Source organism: Faecalibacterium sp. I2-3-92, from assembly GCF_023347315.1.
GTDB lineage: Bacteria > Bacillota > Clostridia > Oscillospirales > Ruminococcaceae > Faecalibacterium > Faecalibacterium duncaniae.
This window is the reverse complement of record NZ_CP094470.1, coordinates 2,434,470-2,451,835: the sequence shown is the minus strand read 5'-3', so window position 1 is coordinate 2,451,835 and position 17,366 is coordinate 2,434,470. Positions and strand designations below refer to the sequence as shown.

The window sequence follows — 17,366 nt, the reverse complement described above, 5'->3', positions numbered from 1 at the left end:
CAGCACCCGGCTCTTTTCCGTGGAGGCGCTCAGCCGCGCACAGACTGCGGGCGCTTGAGCAGGAACACCGTCAGGGCCAGCGTGATGGCCTCGGCGGCGGGGAAGGCTGACCACACACCGTTCATGCCGAACAGGGCGCTCAGGATCAGCGAGCAGGTGACGATGGCGGCCACGCCCCGGCTGACCGAGGTGATGGTGGCCTCGGTGGGGCGGTTGACCGCACCCAGATAGCCCGCCGCAACAATATTGCAGCCTGCAAAGAAGTAGCCCAGGAAGTAGATGCGCATACCGCTGTGGGCATATTCGGCCATCAGCGCAGAGCTCTCGCTGTTGAAGAGGGCAACAAAGGTATCGGTAAAGCCAAACACGGCACCGTACAACACCGCCGCCAGCGCCAGCGCAGTGCCGCAGCCCAGCAGAAGCAGCCTTTTTGCTCCGGCCATCTCATTTTTGCCGTAGCACTGGCTGATCAGCGGCTGGGCACCCTGGGCCACGCCGTTGAAGATGGCTGTTGCCACCAGCGCAAAGTTTGCCACCACGCCGTAAGCGGCCACGCCCACGTTGCCCGCCAGCCGGAGCAGCAGGAAGTTGAACACGGTGGTGGTCACGGCAGAGGAGAGCTCCCCGACAAAACCGGAGATGCCCAGCTGGCAGCTCTGCACCAGCAGCCGGGCCGAGGGAGCCTGCCGGACAAAGGTGAGCGTGTTGCTCTTTTGAAAAAAGTGGCGGCTGCAGATGGCGATGCTGAGCACCGGCGAGATGGCGGTTGCCAGCGCCGCGCCGGGCAGGCCCAGCCCCATGGGGAAGATGAAGATGTAATCGAACACCACATTGAACAGGCTGCCGCTCAGGGTGGCCACCATGGCAAGGGACGGGTCGCCGTCGTTGCGGACGAAGGCCGAGAAGATGTAGTTGCACATGAAGAAGGGCGTGAACAGCAGGAAGATGCGGGTGTAGTTCAGGCCCAGCGCCACGATGTCTGCATCGCCGCCCATGAGCTGCAGGAGCGTGCCCGGGCAGAACGCGCCCGCCAGCATGAACGGGATGGCGATCAGGCAGGCGCAGAGGATGGCGTTGGAAAAATACCGCTGCGCCCGCGCCTCGCCCTGTGCCTGCAGGATGGCGTACCGGGTGGCCGCACCCAGGCCGATCATCGAGCCGAAGGCAAAGATCAGGTTGTACATGGGCAGGCAGAGGTTCAGCAGGGTCACGCCGTCGGTGCCCGCCGCCTGGGCGATGAAATAGGTGTCGGCCAGAATATAGCACGATGTGCCGATCAGACCGAAAATATTCTGCGACACATACTGGAAGAACTGCTTTGTCAGGTTCATGGATGTTTCCTTTCCGCAGGGAGAATAGGGGAGTGAAACGTAAAAACGACTACTACTATATCATAAAACTTGGCATATTTCAACGAAAAAACGAGGAAACACGCCATCATTTCCCAAACGGAACACTTCTCCCCGGGGAGATGCTGCTATCCGAAAATGCTATACAAATGCTGTCGATTTTGTGTAACTCACCAAAGATGCTTTGGGGTTGTTGACAAAAAAAAAGTTTTATGATTTTTGTGTAAGATGCCACGTTGAAACAGAAAAATCGGCAAACCAGTCGAAAGGCTGCGACGCAAAGCTAAAGGGCCTGTAATATGGCAGCCAGCTGCACTTTCTCAACCATACCGCACATGGGCATCACCTCAAGGGGCGGTAGATTCCCAAAGTACAAAATGCAGAGCGTTGTACCAGCCATTTGGCCGGTGCGGCGCTCTTTTTGCTTTGTGCAGGCATGGTTATATTTTGGGAGTAACTCATAAAAGGAGGATTTTTATGAAAAAGCGGTTCGTCAGCTTGTTGGTTGCAGCATGTATGATATTTGCACTGTTGCCAGTGAGCGCAATTACAGCGTTTGCAAAAGAACCAGTGCTAACTGGTTATTGTGGTGCTGACAGCTCCTACCCTAGTCAGACGTATAACTATTCTGTGGAGTATAAAAACATAGAACGTACCTTTACTGGAACATATTACAGTAATGCTATTTGGACATTGACACCGAATGGTGAAAATACCTATAAGCTTACGATTTCTGGTACTGGTGCAATGGGAGATTTAAAAGGCTGGGCCTTTGGAAACCCTTGGAATTTTGAATTGATTCAAAAGCTAAAAGTAGCAGTCGATGACGTGTATTATGCAGTTACAGAGCTTGAAATCGCCGATGGTATTACTGAAATCGGTGCACATGCCTTTGAAGCTCACAGAGCAATCACGCATGTTGCTTTACCGCAGAGTGTAACGAAAATTGGAGAGAAATCTTTTAACTACTGCACGGGAATGCAATCGATTGAGCTCTCTAACAATCTGGAAGAGATTGGTTCGACCGCTCTTAGCGATACTGCTTTGACCTCTATTGAACTTCCGGAATCCTTAAAAAAATTCAAAAAGGTGCTTTTTCCGGCTGTAAGTCACTTGCGGGAGATTTGAAAATCCCCAGTAATGTGACTGTAATTGGAAATTCTGCTTTTGCAAATGATATTGCGTTGACAGGAACTCTGACAATTGGCAATTCAGTACAGACGATCGGAGATTCTGCATTTTCTGGATGCAAGTTTACCGGAAAGCTGACAATTCCTGATTCTGTTATTTCCATCGGCGACAGTGCTTTTACAAATAACAAGTTTAGCGAAATTTCGCTGGGTAGGAATCTTGAAAAAATTGGTGGAAGTGCTTTTAATACATCGGGCACCTATACTGGCCAACTGAATATTCCAGATAGCGTAAAAGAAATTGGAAAATCAGCTTTTAACGGCATGGGCTTTACAAGTATTCGACTTGGAAAGTCAGTAAGCAGTATTGCAGATACAGCATTTCAAAATTGTACAAGCATTCATTCACTGGATATTTCGAGCATTGGTAGCGCTGATTATGGTACGAATGTATTTAAGAGCCTGAAGAACCCCAATACTATTTATGTAAATAGTGAAGAACAGAAAAATACGATTACCAATCAAATCACGGAGAATCGTTCTGTATTCGCTATCACGAATGGTGGAGTTTTTGCAGAAAATACCACATTTGAAGAAGGTAAGCTGGCTACTCCCGAAAAGGCCGGTTACACCTTTGCCGGCTGGTATGATAATGCCGGACTGACGGGTGAAGCAGTAACGACCCCTAAAACTGGTAAGACTTATTATGCTAAGTGGGAAAAGAACAATTACACTGTGACCTTTAACAACAATGGGCATGATAAAAAGCCTGCTGACAAAACTGTTGAATACGGTGACTCTGTTCCTAGCCTGCCTGAGTTGCACGACAGTACCAACGAATGGGTATTTGATGGCTGGTATATGGATGCAAACTTCGCAACCAAATATAATAATCAGGCCATCACTGGTAATACAACTCTTTATGCGAAGTGGCATGAATATCAGAATACCTCTTTGACTGCAAAAGTTTCCAAGAGTAACTATCTGGTCAACACCCCTGCTGATGTGAATGTTACTGTTACTCCCGGCGATGATATTAAAGATCTCAAGCAAAATGTGAACAATATCAAGATTTCGCTGACCTACGATGATGATGTTACCAGTGTGATGCTGAACGGCAAGGAACTGACCGAGAAAGAATACACCATTTCCGAGTTGATGGGCCAGAATCGCAAGCTGGATGTAACCTATGGCAAGGCCGGTACGCATACCTTTGGTATTGTCCTGAAAAATGGGGACAAGATTGTGAGTGAGTGCAGCACGGATATCGTTGTTGTCGAAAAGGCCGCCGAACTGACCCCTGCAACCAAGCTCTACACCCTGACCGTCAAGAACGCTGATGTTACCATTCAGAATGGTGACGAAGAGATCAAGGCTGAGAAGAACGACAAGGGCGAGCTGATCGCCAAAGTGCCCGAAAAAGCTGACGTGACCGTGACCTACACCAGCCAGAGCGATGCCGTTGCATTTGACCAGTGGACGATTACCACCGATGAAACGCTGGATGTGGATGTCAAGAACAACCCCCTGAAGTTCCAGATGCCTGCCGGTGGCGTGACCATCGAAGCCATGACAAAGGATGCCTCCATTGAGGAGGACGAGCCCAACATTCTGGGCACCGCCGCCGTGGTCGGTACTGCCGCTGCTGGCACCGCCATTCTGGCATGGCAGGGCTACCAGCTGGGCACGGAGCTGTACCTGAAAACCGCTCTGCCTGCTGGTACTGCCATCCCCACAAACCGTGCCGAGCTGGCCCTGCTGGTGTGGAACCATGCCGGTAAGCCCGCACCCGCCGCAGTTCTGCCCGCCGATGCCACCGATACCCAGAAGGCCATTGCCTGGGCTGTGGAGAACGATTTGCTCAAGGCCGCAAAGGACAACGGCGAGACCTATGTGGATACCGATTCCGTGAGCCGTGTCGAAGTGATCCGCGTGTGGAATAAGGCACAGGAAAAGTAAACCCCACCGTCATCCCTTCGGGATGCCACCGCCCCTAATAGGGGCGGCCTTGGCAAAAAGGTGAAACTATCCGCCATGCCAAGGGCCCCCCTATTAGCGGGGGCTGTCGCTGAAAGCGACTGGGGGGTTGCCCCCATAACCGAACCATTCTCTATTCCCCAATAACCTGTGGAAGCGCCCTGCCGGGGAACCGGTGGGGCGCTTCTGCATAGGGGCGGGAGCCGAAACCGCCGCTTTTTCCGCTCTAGCGCCGTGGTTTTTATTGACAAGCTCCCGGCTTGCTATTATAATAGAACAGTCATAATAGCATTCGTGCGCGGCTTTGCGGCTGCGTCAATCCAATAGACAAGGAGAAGATCCAAAATGGCACAAGAAATCAAGATGTCCGCTTCCGGCCTGAAGGCGATGCAGGACGAACTGGAATACCTCAAGACGGTCCGCCGCAAGGAACTGGCCGAGGAGATCAAGGAAGCCCGCAGCCACGGCGACCTTTCTGAGAACAGCGAGTACGATGAAGCCAAGAACACCCAGGGTCTGGTGGAGAACCGCATCACCGAGCTGGAGCAGATGGTCAAGAACGCTGTGATCATCGACGAGAGCGAGCTGAGCGTGGACAGCGTTGCTGTTGGCACCCACGTTTCCATCAAGATGATCGGCGATGATGAGGCCGAGGAGTACGATATCGTTGGCCGCACCGAGGCTGACCCCATCAACGGCAAGATCAGCGACGAGAGCCCGGTGGGCCACGCTCTGCTGGGCAAGGCCGTGGGCGAGAAGGCTGAGGTCCTGCTGCCCTCCGGCCAGACCGTCGAGTACGAAGTGCTGGCCATCACCCACGCCGCAAACTGAGCCTGAACGGGAGGAAACCATGGAAGAGCAAAAGAGAAACCCCGCTCAGGGCCTGTCTGAGAGCGAGCAGGTGCAGGTGCGCCGCCAGAAGCTGGCCGACCTGCAGGCTGCCGGAAACGACCCCTTCACCCTGACCAAGTTCCCGCAGGACGCATACTCTGCCGACCTGAAGGAAGAGTTCAAGGATCTGCCCAACGAGACCGACAGCGGCAAGCAGGTCGCGCTGGCCGGCCGTATGATGTCCAAGCGCGTGATGGGCAAGGCGAGCTTTGCCCACCTGCGCGATGACAAGGGCGATATCCAGCTGTATGTCCGCCGCGACGAGCTGGGCGAGGAGGCCTATGCTGCCTTCAAGAAGCTGGACGTGGGCGATATCATCGGTGTCAAGGGCGAGGTGTTCCGCACCAAGACCGGCGAGCTGAGTGTTCGTGCCACCGAGCTGACCCTGCTGGCCAAGAGCCTGCGCCCCCTGCCCGAGAAGTTCCACGGCCTGACCGATACCGAGATGCGTTACCGTCAGCGCTATGTGGACCTGATCGCCAACCCCGAGGTGAAGGATACCTTCGTCAAGCGCAGCCAGATCCTGAAAGAGATCCGCGCCTATCTGGACGAGAAGGGCTTCCTGGAGGTGGATACCCCCATCCTGACCCCCTTTGAGATCGGTGCCTCTGCCCGCCCCTTCTACACCCACCACAACAGCCTGAACATGGACATGGTGCTGCGCATTGAGACTGAGCTGTACCTCAAGCGCCTGATCGTGGGCGGCATGGACCGCGTGTATGAGGTTGGCCGCATCTTCCGCAACGAGGGCATGGACCCCAAGCACAACCCCGAATTCACCAGCATCGAGCTGTATCAGGCCTTCACCGATTTCCACGGCATGATGGATCTGGTGGAGGAGCTGTACAAGCGCCTTGCCCTCAAGATCTGCGGCAGCATGGTCATTCCCTATCAGGGCAAGCAGATCGATATGAGCCACTGGGAGCGCCTGACCATGGTGGAGGCTGTCAAGAAGTATTCCGGCGTGGACTTCAACGACTGGAAGTCCGACGAGGATGCCATTGCCTCTGCCAAGGAGCATCATGTGGAGCTGCCCGAGGTCCCCACCAAGGGTGCCATTCTGGCCGAGTTCTTCGATGCCTTTGTTGAGGACAAGCTGATCCAGCCCACCTTCATCTATGATTACCCTGTCGAGATCAGCCCGCTGGCCAAGCGCAAGCCGGATGATCCCGCCTTTACCGAGCGCTTTGAGTACTTTATCGACTGCACCGAGTACGGCAACGCCTTCAGCGAGCTGAACGACCCCATCGACCAGAAGGGCCGCTTTGAGCGTCAGGTCGCCGAGCGCAAGGCCATCGAGCCCGATTGCAAGGCTCAGGTGGATTACGACTACGTCAACGCACTGGAGTACGGTCTGCCCCCGACGGGCGGCCTGGGCTTTGGCGTGGACCGCCTGGTCATGCTGCTCACCGACAGCGCCTCCATCCGCGATGTTCTGCTGTTCCCGACGATGAAGCCGATTGAGCAGTAAAATGCAAAATTAAAACGTAGATACGATAGACTTTCAAACGAAATTCGGGCGATATCTGCGGCACTACACCACAACTACACCAATTTTGGGACGTTTTCCCGAAAAGGAGCCTTACAAAGCGGTGTGGTGTAACAAGTGAATAGGTGGATTGGTGTAGTAGGTACACCGAACTCCCAAAACGAAGATACGGCAGCTATGTTGCGAAAAACAACGTAGCTGCCGCTTTTTGTTTCATATAAGGATTTTATGCTACCAATCGGCGTTCCCTGCGGTTAAATCGGCTCGTCGCTGGTGATTATAAAATGCACCTTGATTCAGCATACGCCAAAATTTACGCCAATGATTCATAGCACACGTTCCACCCAACACAGTGCAGCGTTAAGACGCTCACTTTGCCGGTCATGATGGCCGTAGTCATCCAGCACAGTTTTGGCTCCACATGTCGCTTGCAGGGCAGTGTGGACTCGTTGGGCATAGCTATAGGCATCACACAGACGGTTGTTGTGGCCTTCGCCCTCCCGGATACCATTTTGCAGATAAACCTGTGCGGAGTAGTTTTTGGGGACATGTTCCTCTATGAAATCGGCAACACCCGGATACCAGAACGACCCACAGAGGGAAAATACTGCAGCAAAGGCATCTGTTTCCCAGAGACTCATGGTTGCAGCCAGACCGCCCAGCGAATAGCCGCCATACGCCAGTTTTTCCGTGTCAAGGGCGTATTCGTCTATAAGCGCCGGGAGAATTTCGTTGTTCAGTTCTCGATGATATTGTCCTAGCTGCCCGCCAAAATCCGGTGTGCCCGGTCGAAAAGCCGGTTCTGGCCACGGGGTATACTCTGAAAGTCTGTTATTGGGGTATACCCCCACCAACACTGCTCGTTCCGTGCGCAGATTCAACTGCTCAATCAGTTCCCCATCGTTGAGTAGGATTGCAGGATTTTTGCCTTTGCGCAGTCCCTTTTCCGGGAACCGGGCTCCAATTCGATGTGAACCGAGGTTTAGAATATCCATCCATAACCACCCTTTTTTGTCAATTATTACGCAGTGTGGGGTGCTCCCCACATAGACAAACGGTAGCATTTTGTGCTATATTAGCATTAACTAACCGCTTTTGCACAAAGGAGCTCCCAATGAATCAAATATCCGCGCTTCCTAATCCGCTGGAAATTTTATTTCAGGAATACAATCAGGGCCGAATCGAGTCTGTCGGCTTCCGCAGCTTTACCCTGCACGCTGGTGAGAGTAATAGCTACCGCACCCTGAAAAGTGCACTGATTGTTCCGGTGTCGGGTCGGGCCATCTTCTCATTTGAGCACGAACCCTTCATTGCCAAGCGAGGACTATTCCTGCACGGATGTCCCGACAAGACCCTGACCATTTCGGCCTTGGGCGAGCAGGATTTCCACTACATCAATATGTACTACGAAAACGACCGGCCTTTGCTGTTCTCCCACAAGCTCAAAAATCCGGAACAGACCTTTTCCATTCTGGAGCAGATCCTAAAGCTCCACCCGGACGCTGACATCCGCAGCCAGTACCAGCAAGAAAAGCTGACAGAAGAGTTCTTCGCCCAGATTTTTGCAGATTTTCAGCCCGAGGAAACTTACAATGAAAGCCAAATCATGAGCATCCTGCTGGATTTCATCGCAGAGCACTATGCAGAGCCGCTGACGCTGGACGCACTGGCCGAGCAGGTCAATGAGAAAGCTGGACATGTCAGCTATCTCTTTTATAAGTACAAAAACATCCGCCCCATCGATTACCTCATCAATTATCGTGTCCGAATAGCCACTGAGCTTTTGCGTTCCGGCGACTACACTGTGACACAGGCCGCTCATGAGGTCGGCTACCGAGATGCCTGTTATTTCAGCCGCATTTACAAAAAACGGATGGGCTTTCCGCCCACCCGTATTCTGCCATAACCGAAATTTTTGATTTCAGGTTCCGTTAAGATGCACTGTACATGAAGTTGTACAGGGTCTCAGCAGAATCGATGACCCGTGCACCGTAGTCCATTACGTCATCATAATCCATCTCGATGACCTTCTGGTTGGCGATGGCGGGAACCTCCTGCACGACGGCGTTGGAGGTCAGCTGCTCCACCGCGTCGGCATCGGTGGAACCAAAGCGGTCTGCGCGGACGTAGACGATGATATCCGGGTTCATGGAGACCAGATTCTCCAGCGTCAGGCCGTTGCCGCCCTTGTCCAGAACATTTTCAGCGTTCAGGGCATTCAGCATACAACTGCTCATCTTGGAATTGAAGGCCACGAAGGTGCCATCGGCGTAGCCAGCCATGAACAGAACCTTCAGGGGCTCTCCACTCTGGCCGCTGACCTTGTCCATCAGCGCGTCGATTCTCTCCTGCAGCTCGTCAGCGTAAGCGTTTGCAGTCTCCTGCACGTTGAAAATCTCGCCAATGTTCCGCACATCTTCTACGATGTTGTCCAGAGCCTGGTCAGTGGAAGCACTGGCCAACTCGGTATAGACGGGAATGCCCAGTTCCTGATAGGATTGGACGGTGCCAATGCTGCTTTCGGTGAACATCAGAGGACCCTTGCCAAGGATCAGATCCGGCTCGGTGGCAAGGATAGTCTCCTTGGAAACAGACTTCTTATCGCCAAGGCTGTTCAGCGAAGCAACTTCATCGGCGATGTCGCCTTTCAGGGCGTTGTCATTATCGAACACACCGACAATTTTGTCCTTGAGCCCCAGCTTAATGAGCAGCTCGGTCATGGACAACTGGGTGGACAGCACCTTTTCGGGGGCATGATCGTAGGTCATATCCACAGCATTGCCATCAGCGTCATAAATCTGCAGGGTCAGGGGGTAAGAGGTCTCTTCGGCGGAGACGGTGCTCTCGGCAACAGACGAAGCAATCTCAGAGGAGGCGGCAGCAGACGATGCCACAGAAGATGCGGTCTGACCACAGCCAGTGGTCAGCATGACGGCTGCCAGTGCCGCGGCAGCAACACTCAGGGTTTTCTTTTTCATAAAGGTTCCTCTTTCTGCGGGGTACTCCCGCGTTTTTGTTATAGATATTGAATCATCAGTTTTCCGTTGATCGGGCTGGGGTACACACAGGCTTCTACATCAAAGATTCGGCGCAGATTTTCGGGGGTTATCACCGCTTGAGGCTGGCCCTGCGTTACAATTTCGCCTTGTTTCATCAGATAGAGGTGGTCGCAGAATTGTGCTGCAAGGCTCAGATCGTGCAGCGCTGCCAGGACCGTGATCTGCAAATCTTTGATGATTGAAAGGATTTCTAACCGATAACGGATATCCAGATGATTTGTCGGTTCGTCTAGGATCAGGATCTTGGGCGACTGGGTCAGCGCGCGGGCCAGAACCACTCGCTGCTTTTCGCCGCCCGAGAGAGACTGAAAGTTACGGTCACGGTAGTTTTTCATACCAACCTTGTCCAGTGCTTCCAAAGCTATCTCGTAGTCCCTCTCCCGTTCTTGCTCCAGCAAGGAATGGAAGGGATACCGTCCCATCAGGGCGATGTCCAGCACGGTATAGTCAAAATTGATCTGGTTGAATTGTCCCATCACCGCCATGTTCCGCGCCAGCTTTTTGCCGGGAAAGTGTGTGATGTCCTCGTCATCCAGACGAACGATGCCGCTGTCCATCTTTTGTGTGCGGTAGATGGAGCGGAGTAGAGTGGTCTTGCCGCTGCCGTTGGCACCCAGCAAGGCCGAGAATTTCCGGTCCGGCACCTCAATGGAGAGATGCTGTACAATTGGTTTGCCGGAAATCGAAATGTTTACGTCTTTCGCATCCAGTCTCATTCAATTGCCTCCAAATCCATATTTTTTACGCACCATCACATAGACGAAGAACGGCGCACCCATCAAGGCGGTGAAGATGCCCACAGGCAGCTCGGTGTTGGGAATCAGACTGCGGGCGATGGCATCTACCCAAAGCATGAACAGTCCGCCGGATAATGCCGCAATCGGCAGTAGTTTTCGGTGGGCTGTGCCGGCAATGGCGCGGGAAACATGCGGGATGATGAGCCCCACAAATCCGATAGTGCCGCAAACCGATACAAGTGCACCGGTCAGCACCGAGAGCACCAGCAGGTAAACCAACCGACACCGGAAGGTGTTGATGCCGATGGTGGAAGCTGCTTCCTCGCCCAACATCAGGCCATCCAGCGTCTGCGCCTGCGTCCGGAAAAAGACTGCTGCCGCCAGTACGATCAGTGTGATAAGGCCGATGTTTTTCCATCCGGCGCGGGTCAGGGAGCCCATCGTCCAGAACTTGATGGACATCATACCGTCCGAATCGCCTGCTACCGCAATGATAAAGTTGGAAAATGCTGTCAGCAGTGCATTGACAATCATGCCGGAGAGAATCAGTTTGACCGAGGTGGTTTTACCGTCCGCCGAGGAGAGGGCCAATACGAGAAAGCAGGCACCGCCTGCTCCTACAAAGGCCCAAAAGCCGGAGATCACGCCCAGCCCTAAAAAGAGTGAACCAGTGGCTCCCAGCGTTGCGCCTGCCGACACACCAAGAATATATGGGTCTGCCATTGGGTTTTGGACAACTGCCTGCATCACGCAGCCACAGAGCGCCAGCCCGCTTCCGGCCAGAAAGCCCAGAATAATTCGGGGCATTCGGATCTGCCAGACGATCTGTTCAAATGCCACAGATACCGAGGTGCCTGTGTCTGTCCCGAACAGGTGCCGAAGCAGGATCGATAGTGTATCTTGTACCGGAATGCGGACTGCTCCCATGCAAAGCGTAATAATTGCAGAAACAAGCGTTAGAATCATCAATAGAATGATCGTCAGTCGTGTCTTTTTCATATAGAAATTACCTTCTCAAGTGGTTCGAGGTTAGCTTTGACTACCTGCAAAGTATTTTACAGGCTGCTTGCAGATTTGTCTATGGACAATTCTTTAAAGAATGGACGATTCTTAAAAACCGGATAGCCAGATTACTTTTTGTCAAGAGGGTAGGCGTCGTCCAGCCCTCTCTCTTTTTGCCAAAGTTTTCCTCGCCTTTTCTTGCAAGCTGCCGAAAGTGACGCGTTCTCAAAAGTTCGCGTTTGCGTAGCGCAGCAGAGCAATGAAAGCCCCAGTGGGGCTTTTAAGCGGCAGAACGGTCTTGCGCAGCAAGATGGAGGGGCCTTGCCCCGACAAGTTCACGTTGACACGGCTCGATTTTTGTGGTAATCTATCCCAACAATTTAATATAACATATTTATCTTAGAGTTCCAGCTCGGCTCCCGAAGGAGTCGGCGCAAGTTTTTGACTTTCTTATCGCTACATAACGAACCCGAACCAAGGCCATCCCGGAAGGGATGGTTAGGTTCAGGTTGTTGTGTGGCGATTTTTTATTGCCAGATCCAGCACCGCACCTTGAAAACCGCATGACCGTCTGCATGGGATACCCGGCGATGACCCCGCAAGGGAGAGCCTGGAAACGCCGCCGAGAGGGGGCAGGAAATCCATGCAGGGAGAACGGCAGAATGGTGGACACCATGCCCCTGCGGTGTGAGATCTTCGAGATGATGCGTGAATATGTCGGAGCGAACCTTGCCAAGAAGGTCACCAATGTGGTAGATGTGCTGAAACTGGCGGCACAGGTGGAGGACGGCCATGAGGGCCTCCACCTGTTGATGGTGGATCCCCACATCCCTGCCGGCGCAAAGCTGTACTAAGCTGCCGGAAGCGTCCCCGGAGCGTCCGGAACCTAGAATCAATATAAAAGAGCCGCTGCACCTGTGTGAGGTGCGGCGGCTCTTTTTGCATCTTTTCAGCGAAAGCTGCGGCGCGGGAGCGGCGGTTCAGCGGGCCTTTTTGGGGCCGCTTTCATCCGGGGCGGAGTCGGGGGCGCTGTTGCCGCCGGAATTCAGGATCGCGGCAAACTGCTGCAGCTGCTTGAGGGAGCTGACCCCCAGCTTTTCGTAGATGTTCTTGTTGTGGAAGCGCAGGGTGCTGTCCTTGATGTCCAGCTGCTCCACGATCTCCCGGGAGCGCAGCCCGGCCACATAGCCGTCAAAGATGCGGCGCTCGGTCTTTGTCAGGTTGGGGATGCCCTCCAGAAAGGTCTGGAAGGCATCGGGGACGGATTCGTTGCGGCACACGTCCGCCAGTCGGGAAAGTTCTGTCTGCATCTGCTGGCGCTCCATCTGCAGCTCGTCCATCCGCCGCCGGGACTCCCGCCGGTCCTCCTCAAACTGCCGGAACGCAGGCGAGAGGATGTGCTGGTGGAAGTACATGCAGCAGAACACCACAAAAAAGAGGATGAACAGGCCGATCAGCAGCATTTGCAGGTTGCCGGAAAAGATCAGCCTGCGGTAGTCCGTCATGGGGATGCAGACGGCCAGCCGGTAGGACTGGTTCTCGCTCAGGCGGCAAAGCTCCGAGATGCCTGCATAGGCGCTGTCGGAGCCGATCAATTGGGTCAGGCTGCCGCCCATGCTGCGCAGCACCAGCATGTCCCGGGGGGCGTGGAAGTAGCCGCCGGTGGTGCCGCTGCTGAGGGCGGCGCTGGCGTTCAGCCCGCTGTCTGCCGGGGCAAGCAGGCAGATCAGGTGGTCAAAGCCGGTGGGCTGGGCAAAGTTCTGCTTGAAAAAGCTCTGGCTGATCTCAAAGCCGCACAGCCCGTACATGGTGCCGTCGCGGCCCCGCAGGGGCAGCAAAAAAAGCTGTACCTCCTCCGAGGTGCCAGGAAGACTGAACCGCTCCGTCAGCGTATAAGCCTGGTACAGCGGGGTGCTGCTGGGGGTCATCCAGCGGTCGTAGTCGGGGAACTGGTCGGTCTGGAATTCCATGCGCCATTTGCGGTGGGGCATCACGCTGTGGGTCTTGCCCACATCGGCGCTGCCGCGGTAGAGCAACAGGGGCACGGTGGGGGTGTCGGCACCGCCTTTCTGCACATAGAGCCCGGCGCGGGAGTATCCGGCCCCCTCCATGCGGGTGTTGACGGTGGCATCCAGCAGCACAAAAGCACCGGAGCAGCTGGTCCGGCACAGGCTGCGGCAGAGCGGCTCGATCATCTCCTCCTCCAGCGCGTTCAGCACCTCGGGGGAGTCGTTCAGCTGGTCAAAGGTCATCTCCCGGCTGGCAAGCTGCCGGTCCACCAGAGCGCCCATATCCTCGGAGAGGTTCACGCCCATGACCGCCAGCTGGTCAAAATAGCGCTCCATATCGTTCTGGAACACCGAATACTGGATCTCCAGGCTGCGGGTGGTGTCCTTTTTGGTGTTGTGCAGGCTGGCAAACAGGAACAGCGCCGCGCCAAAGGTCAACAGCAGCAGCGCAGCCAGCAGCAGGCAGGGCCACAGCAGCCGGGAACTCATGGAGCTCTGGCGGATATTCTCACGGTGCCGGGCAAAAAAGTGCATCAAAGTTCCCCCTTTTTGGCTGTGCAGCGGGTTCAGGCATTGTCACACAGCAGCTGCCAGGTCTCCTCGGTCAGGGCTTCCAGCGTTTCGCCGTTGGCAAGGCGCTGGGGGTAGTCCTTCTGGCGCTGGCGCAGGCTGTCGTACAAGGCCTTTGCCTTGGCGTGGTACCCCACGATGCCCGGCTCGGACAAGGGGGTGTTCTGGAGACGCATCTCGTTGTAAACATCGTACAGCCGCTGGTAGCTCTGCTGCTCGAACGGATAGTCCGCAATGGCATCAAAGGCGGCGCTGGACACCGGCATATATCCGGTGTCGGCGGCAAATTCCAGATTGCGCTGCTGCTCGGTGAGCCAGCGCAGGAACACGGCGGCGGCTTCGGCCTTCTGGTCGGTGGTCTTAAAGGCGCACAGGCCCACACCGGCCTGCGGCATCAGGGGCGTGGTGGTCCCGGCGGCGTGGGGCAGGGGAGCCAGCAGCAGGTCGGTGGGCTCGGTGGTGTTGTCCGGGTAGGTGACGAAATCATTGTAATAGAGGATGGCCGCAGAGCTGCCAAGGCCCGCCAGCGTTTCGCCGGTCATCACCTGCGTGTTGGAGTACAGGTCCGAGATCAGAATATCGCCCTGCACCAGCCCCCGGGCAAACTCCATCCACGAGGTACGGAAGGCCTCATTGGTCAGGTCGTACCAGCAGTCCCTGTATAGTTCGCCGCTGCCCTGTTCCAGTGCGTTCAGCTCCACCAGACGCAAAGGGTAGTCCAGCGCGCAGAAGGGCTTGCCCTGCGACCACTGCCGGTAGGCGGCGGCCATCTCAAAAAAGCCGTCCCATGTGGCAAGGGTGGAAAGCTGTGCCCCGGTATCCGCCGCAAACCGGGCGTACTGGGAGCCGTTGAGGAAGATGAGCTGGGTGGATTTGGACACCGGGAACACCACCTGCCGCCCCTCAATGATGCCATCCTGCACAAAGCCGGGCACGTAGGCCGCCATGTCCTCGGCGGTAAACCAGTCGTTCCAGTCCACAAGGGTCTCAATGCCCAGTGCGCTGGCATCCGCGGGGTGGGCCGAGAACAGGTTTGGCAGGTCCAGCGCACCGGGTTTCCCGGCCTTGGCATCCTGCAGCTGGCCGCCAATGGCGGCGCTGTTGGTCATGTTGGTCACATTGAGCAGAATGCCCTTCTCCCTGCCCACGGTGTCGTTGAACTCGGTGAGCAGGCGGTTCATGGGCGAGTCTGCCTGTTCGCCGTACACATGCCAGATGCTGAGCATGGTGGGGTCCTTGGCAGAGAGCAGGGTCTTGCTGCCGCCGCAGCCCGCAAGAGCCAGACCGGGGAGAACTGCCGCAAGCTTCAAAAATGTCCTTCGTTCCATCTTCGTGATTCCTTTCCGCATTTTGCAGCCAAGGGGAAAACCGGCAAAAGAAGGGCCGCAGCGGCCTGCCTTGGCGGGCAGCCGCCCCAAATCCCCCCAATTTTGGGCTTTTTGGGGGGATTCCTTGCGGGGAAGGCCCAAAATCCCCAAAATTTATTTTCAAATTGCCCCCCAAAAACGGCTTTTCTGGGGGGGCAATTTTTTTTCGGGTATGGTACAGTACAAACAGAAGAGGTACCGCGCCGGATGCAGGCGGCCTGTCGCTGTGCACAAAACGTGTCAACGAGCAACTGCGGATTCTATCTATAAGGATAGCATAAGATGGAGCGGACTGCAAGTACCGAGAACCCCACGCCCCACAAAGCCCCCCGGAAAAACAGGGGGGACCAACAGAAAGGAGCACCCCATGAAAGAACTGAACAGACGCGCATTCCTCACCCTTACCGGCGCAGCCCTTGCAATGATGGCACTGGCCGCCTGCGGCGCTGACGATGTCCCTGCCGTACCTCCCGCACCCGCAGCACCTACCAGCAAGGAAGCTGAGCTGGTGGCAGCCATCAACAAGGTCTGGAAGAAAAAGTTTGATGCAAGTCAGGTTACCCATGAGCAGCTGACCCTCAATCAGGATGCGCAGGGAGCCATAAAAATCCAGGGAGGAATCTTCGAGAACGCAAAAGAACCGGTGCATACGCTGACAGCGGATGACTGGAAGGCTATGTATGATGTTAATGAGTGGAAAATCTCACTGGAGAAAAAGTATGATCTGGGAGGTGCTGCTGGAATTTCCGAACCGACTGGCGAGGACGGAAATATGGAGATATCCTTGACGTTTGAGTATTCCTGCGAGGATGCGGTGATTCAGAAATTTGTGGATAAGATCATGAAGTATAGTCTCAGCCGGGAGGCAGAGTTCATCAGCATCTACTGCCCGGTGGTTCAGGGCAAGACCTACATGATCGCTACCGTGTTCTGGAATAAAACAGCATAAGATAACCAGACTTCCCCCTTTTGCCCCGGGCACACTCCCCCTGTGTCCGGGGCTTTATAGAAAGGAGCACCCCCATGAAACGATACGACCGACGGACGTTCCTCAAGCTCTCCGGCGCATCGGCGGTGATGCTGGCCCTGAGCGCCTGTGAGGACGAGGGCTTTGGCGGTTCCGGTGCGTCGGACATCCCGGACTCCGGCAGCTCCCTCCCCCCCTCTGCCTACGACCCCTTTTACAGTGGGGAGATCACCACCCTTGGCCCTCCGCTTCCGGAGGCTCCCGATTCGCCCCCTATTCCGGTGATCCGGGACGGCAGAAAGATCTTTGAGATCATCAATGCCGAGCTGACCCGGCGGAAGGTGCAGTACTTCAAACTGCAGTACAATGCGGGTCTGGAACACTCCATTCAGTCCGAAATGCAGATGTTTGTGGACTACGACACTCCTTCCTTCTCCGCAGAGGAAGGGCTGGAAGCCCGGATGAACGGCGATTATGTGGATGGAATGTGGGCTGGCTTTGATGAGGGCGGTTATGGATGGGGCAGAGGCTCCACCGGCTTCATCCGGAGCATCCACCACAACTGCTATGGCATCCAGCTGGACCATTACAGAGAGAAACGCTACTATCTGGACCGGCCCTACCCGGCCAATCAGGCCCAGTTCAAGGCCCTGATGGATGAGCTGGAAGGAAAATTCAATTATGCCCCGGGCCCCATGGACTCTCAGGAAGTGGACGTGTTCGACATCGGCATCACCGTGGCGGATGTTCAGGGCAAGACCTACTGGGCGGCCTATATCATGCGTACGCCAGAAAACCCCACCAACGATGAATGACGAA

Annotated in this window: 15 protein-coding genes, 1 pseudogene and 1 riboswitch; of the genes and pseudogenes, 9 read left to right on the top strand and 7 right to left on the bottom strand. The window is 55.0% G+C overall.

What is annotated here, in order from left to right; all coding sequences use genetic code 11:
* Positions 1–29: 29 nt before the first annotated feature.
* Positions 30–1,331 (bottom strand): MATE family efflux transporter, encoded by a 1,302-nt coding sequence (locus MTP42_RS11930; protein WP_249257411.1) that lies wholly within the window; start codon positions 1,329–1,331, stop codon positions 30–32.
* Between the two features lie 260 nt (positions 1,332–1,591).
* A riboswitch (cyclic di-GMP riboswitch) is annotated at positions 1,592–1,667 on the top strand.
* A gap of 159 nt (positions 1,668–1,826) precedes the next feature.
* On the opposite strand from MTP42_RS11930, the gene MTP42_RS11925 reads away from it, so the two are divergent.
* The 5 genes and pseudogenes from MTP42_RS11925 to lysS all read left to right on the top strand — a co-directional run bounded on the left by MTP42_RS11925 (position 1,827) and on the right by lysS (position 6,818).
* Positions 1,827–2,477 carry a leucine-rich repeat domain-containing protein gene (locus tag MTP42_RS11925; protein ID WP_249257410.1) on the top strand — a complete coding sequence of 217 codons (651 nt, stop codon included), beginning with the start codon at positions 1,827–1,829 and terminating at the stop codon, positions 2,475–2,477.
* A pseudogene (locus tag MTP42_RS14780) lies at positions 2,474–3,409 on the top strand (leucine-rich repeat protein); the annotation flags it as partial. The gene MTP42_RS11925 and the pseudogene MTP42_RS14780, both read left to right, overlap by 4 nt.
* A 24-nt stretch (positions 3,410–3,433) precedes the next feature.
* The gene (locus tag MTP42_RS11910; RefSeq protein ID WP_249257407.1) at positions 3,434–4,438 is read left to right on the top strand and encodes a hypothetical protein; all 1,005 of its coding nucleotides are present in this window, start codon (positions 3,434–3,436) and stop codon (positions 4,436–4,438) included.
* Between the two features lie 363 nt (positions 4,439–4,801).
* Complete coding sequence (gene greA, locus MTP42_RS11905; protein ID WP_097773349.1) at positions 4,802–5,287, top strand: transcription elongation factor GreA; 486 nt, start codon at positions 4,802–4,804, stop codon at positions 5,285–5,287.
* Positions 5,288–5,306: 19 nt separating this feature from the next.
* Complete coding sequence (gene lysS, locus MTP42_RS11900) at positions 5,307–6,818, top strand: lysine--tRNA ligase (protein WP_005935370.1); 1,512 nt, start codon at positions 5,307–5,309, stop codon at positions 6,816–6,818.
* Positions 6,819–7,162: 344 nt separating this feature from the next.
* On the opposite strand, the gene MTP42_RS11895 is transcribed toward lysS, so the two are convergent.
* Positions 7,163–7,831 carry an alpha/beta hydrolase-fold protein gene (locus tag MTP42_RS11895; RefSeq protein ID WP_249257406.1) on the bottom strand — a complete coding sequence of 223 codons (669 nt, stop codon included), beginning with the start codon at positions 7,829–7,831 and terminating at the stop codon, positions 7,163–7,165.
* Positions 7,832–7,950: 119 nt separating this feature from the next.
* On the opposite strand from MTP42_RS11895, the gene MTP42_RS11890 reads away from it, so the two are divergent.
* Entirely contained in the window at positions 7,951–8,742 is a 792-nt protein-coding gene (locus MTP42_RS11890) for an AraC family transcriptional regulator (RefSeq protein WP_097773351.1), read from the top strand.
* Positions 8,743–8,767: 25 nt separating this feature from the next.
* On the opposite strand, the gene MTP42_RS11885 is transcribed toward MTP42_RS11890, so the two are convergent.
* Genes MTP42_RS11885 through MTP42_RS11875 form a run of 3 tightly spaced genes read right to left on the bottom strand, consistent with a single transcriptional unit; the run spans position 8,768 to position 11,631 of the window.
* Positions 8,768–9,814 (bottom strand): ABC transporter substrate-binding protein, encoded by a 1,047-nt coding sequence (locus MTP42_RS11885; protein ID WP_097773352.1) that lies wholly within the window; start codon positions 9,812–9,814, stop codon positions 8,768–8,770.
* Between the two features lie 38 nt (positions 9,815–9,852).
* Entirely contained in the window at positions 9,853–10,611 is a 759-nt protein-coding gene (locus tag MTP42_RS11880) for an ABC transporter ATP-binding protein (protein WP_097773353.1), read from the bottom strand.
* Positions 10,612–11,631 (bottom strand): FecCD family ABC transporter permease, encoded by a 1,020-nt coding sequence (locus MTP42_RS11875; RefSeq protein WP_249257405.1) that lies wholly within the window; start codon positions 11,629–11,631, stop codon positions 10,612–10,614.
* Positions 11,632–12,296: 665 nt separating this feature from the next.
* On the opposite strand from MTP42_RS11875, the gene MTP42_RS11870 reads away from it, so the two are divergent.
* Positions 12,297–12,488 (top strand): hypothetical protein, encoded by a 192-nt coding sequence (locus tag MTP42_RS11870; protein ID WP_035394857.1) that lies wholly within the window; start codon positions 12,297–12,299, stop codon positions 12,486–12,488.
* Between the two features lie 126 nt (positions 12,489–12,614).
* On the opposite strand, the gene MTP42_RS11865 is transcribed toward MTP42_RS11870, so the two are convergent.
* Both MTP42_RS11865 and MTP42_RS11860 read right to left on the bottom strand, forming a co-directional pair.
* Entirely contained in the window at positions 12,615–14,177 is a 1,563-nt protein-coding gene (locus MTP42_RS11865) for a helix-turn-helix transcriptional regulator (RefSeq protein WP_249257404.1), read from the bottom strand.
* Between the two features lie 32 nt (positions 14,178–14,209).
* On the bottom strand, positions 14,210–15,541 hold the full coding sequence (locus tag MTP42_RS11860) for an ABC transporter substrate-binding protein (RefSeq protein ID WP_249257403.1): 1,332 nt from the start codon (positions 15,539–15,541) through the stop codon (positions 14,210–14,212).
* A 406-nt stretch (positions 15,542–15,947) separates the two neighbouring features.
* Here MTP42_RS11860 and MTP42_RS11855 point away from each other — a divergent pair, with 406 nt between their 5' ends.
* On the top strand, positions 15,948–16,529 hold the full coding sequence (locus MTP42_RS11855; protein WP_249257402.1) for a twin-arginine translocation signal domain-containing protein: 582 nt from the start codon (positions 15,948–15,950) through the stop codon (positions 16,527–16,529).
* Positions 16,530–16,603: 74 nt separating this feature from the next.
* Positions 16,604–17,362: a twin-arginine translocation signal domain-containing protein gene (locus MTP42_RS11850; RefSeq protein WP_005935410.1), complete on the top strand. Its 759-nt coding sequence runs from the start codon at positions 16,604–16,606 to the stop codon at positions 17,360–17,362.
* Positions 17,363–17,366: the final 4 nt, after the last annotated feature.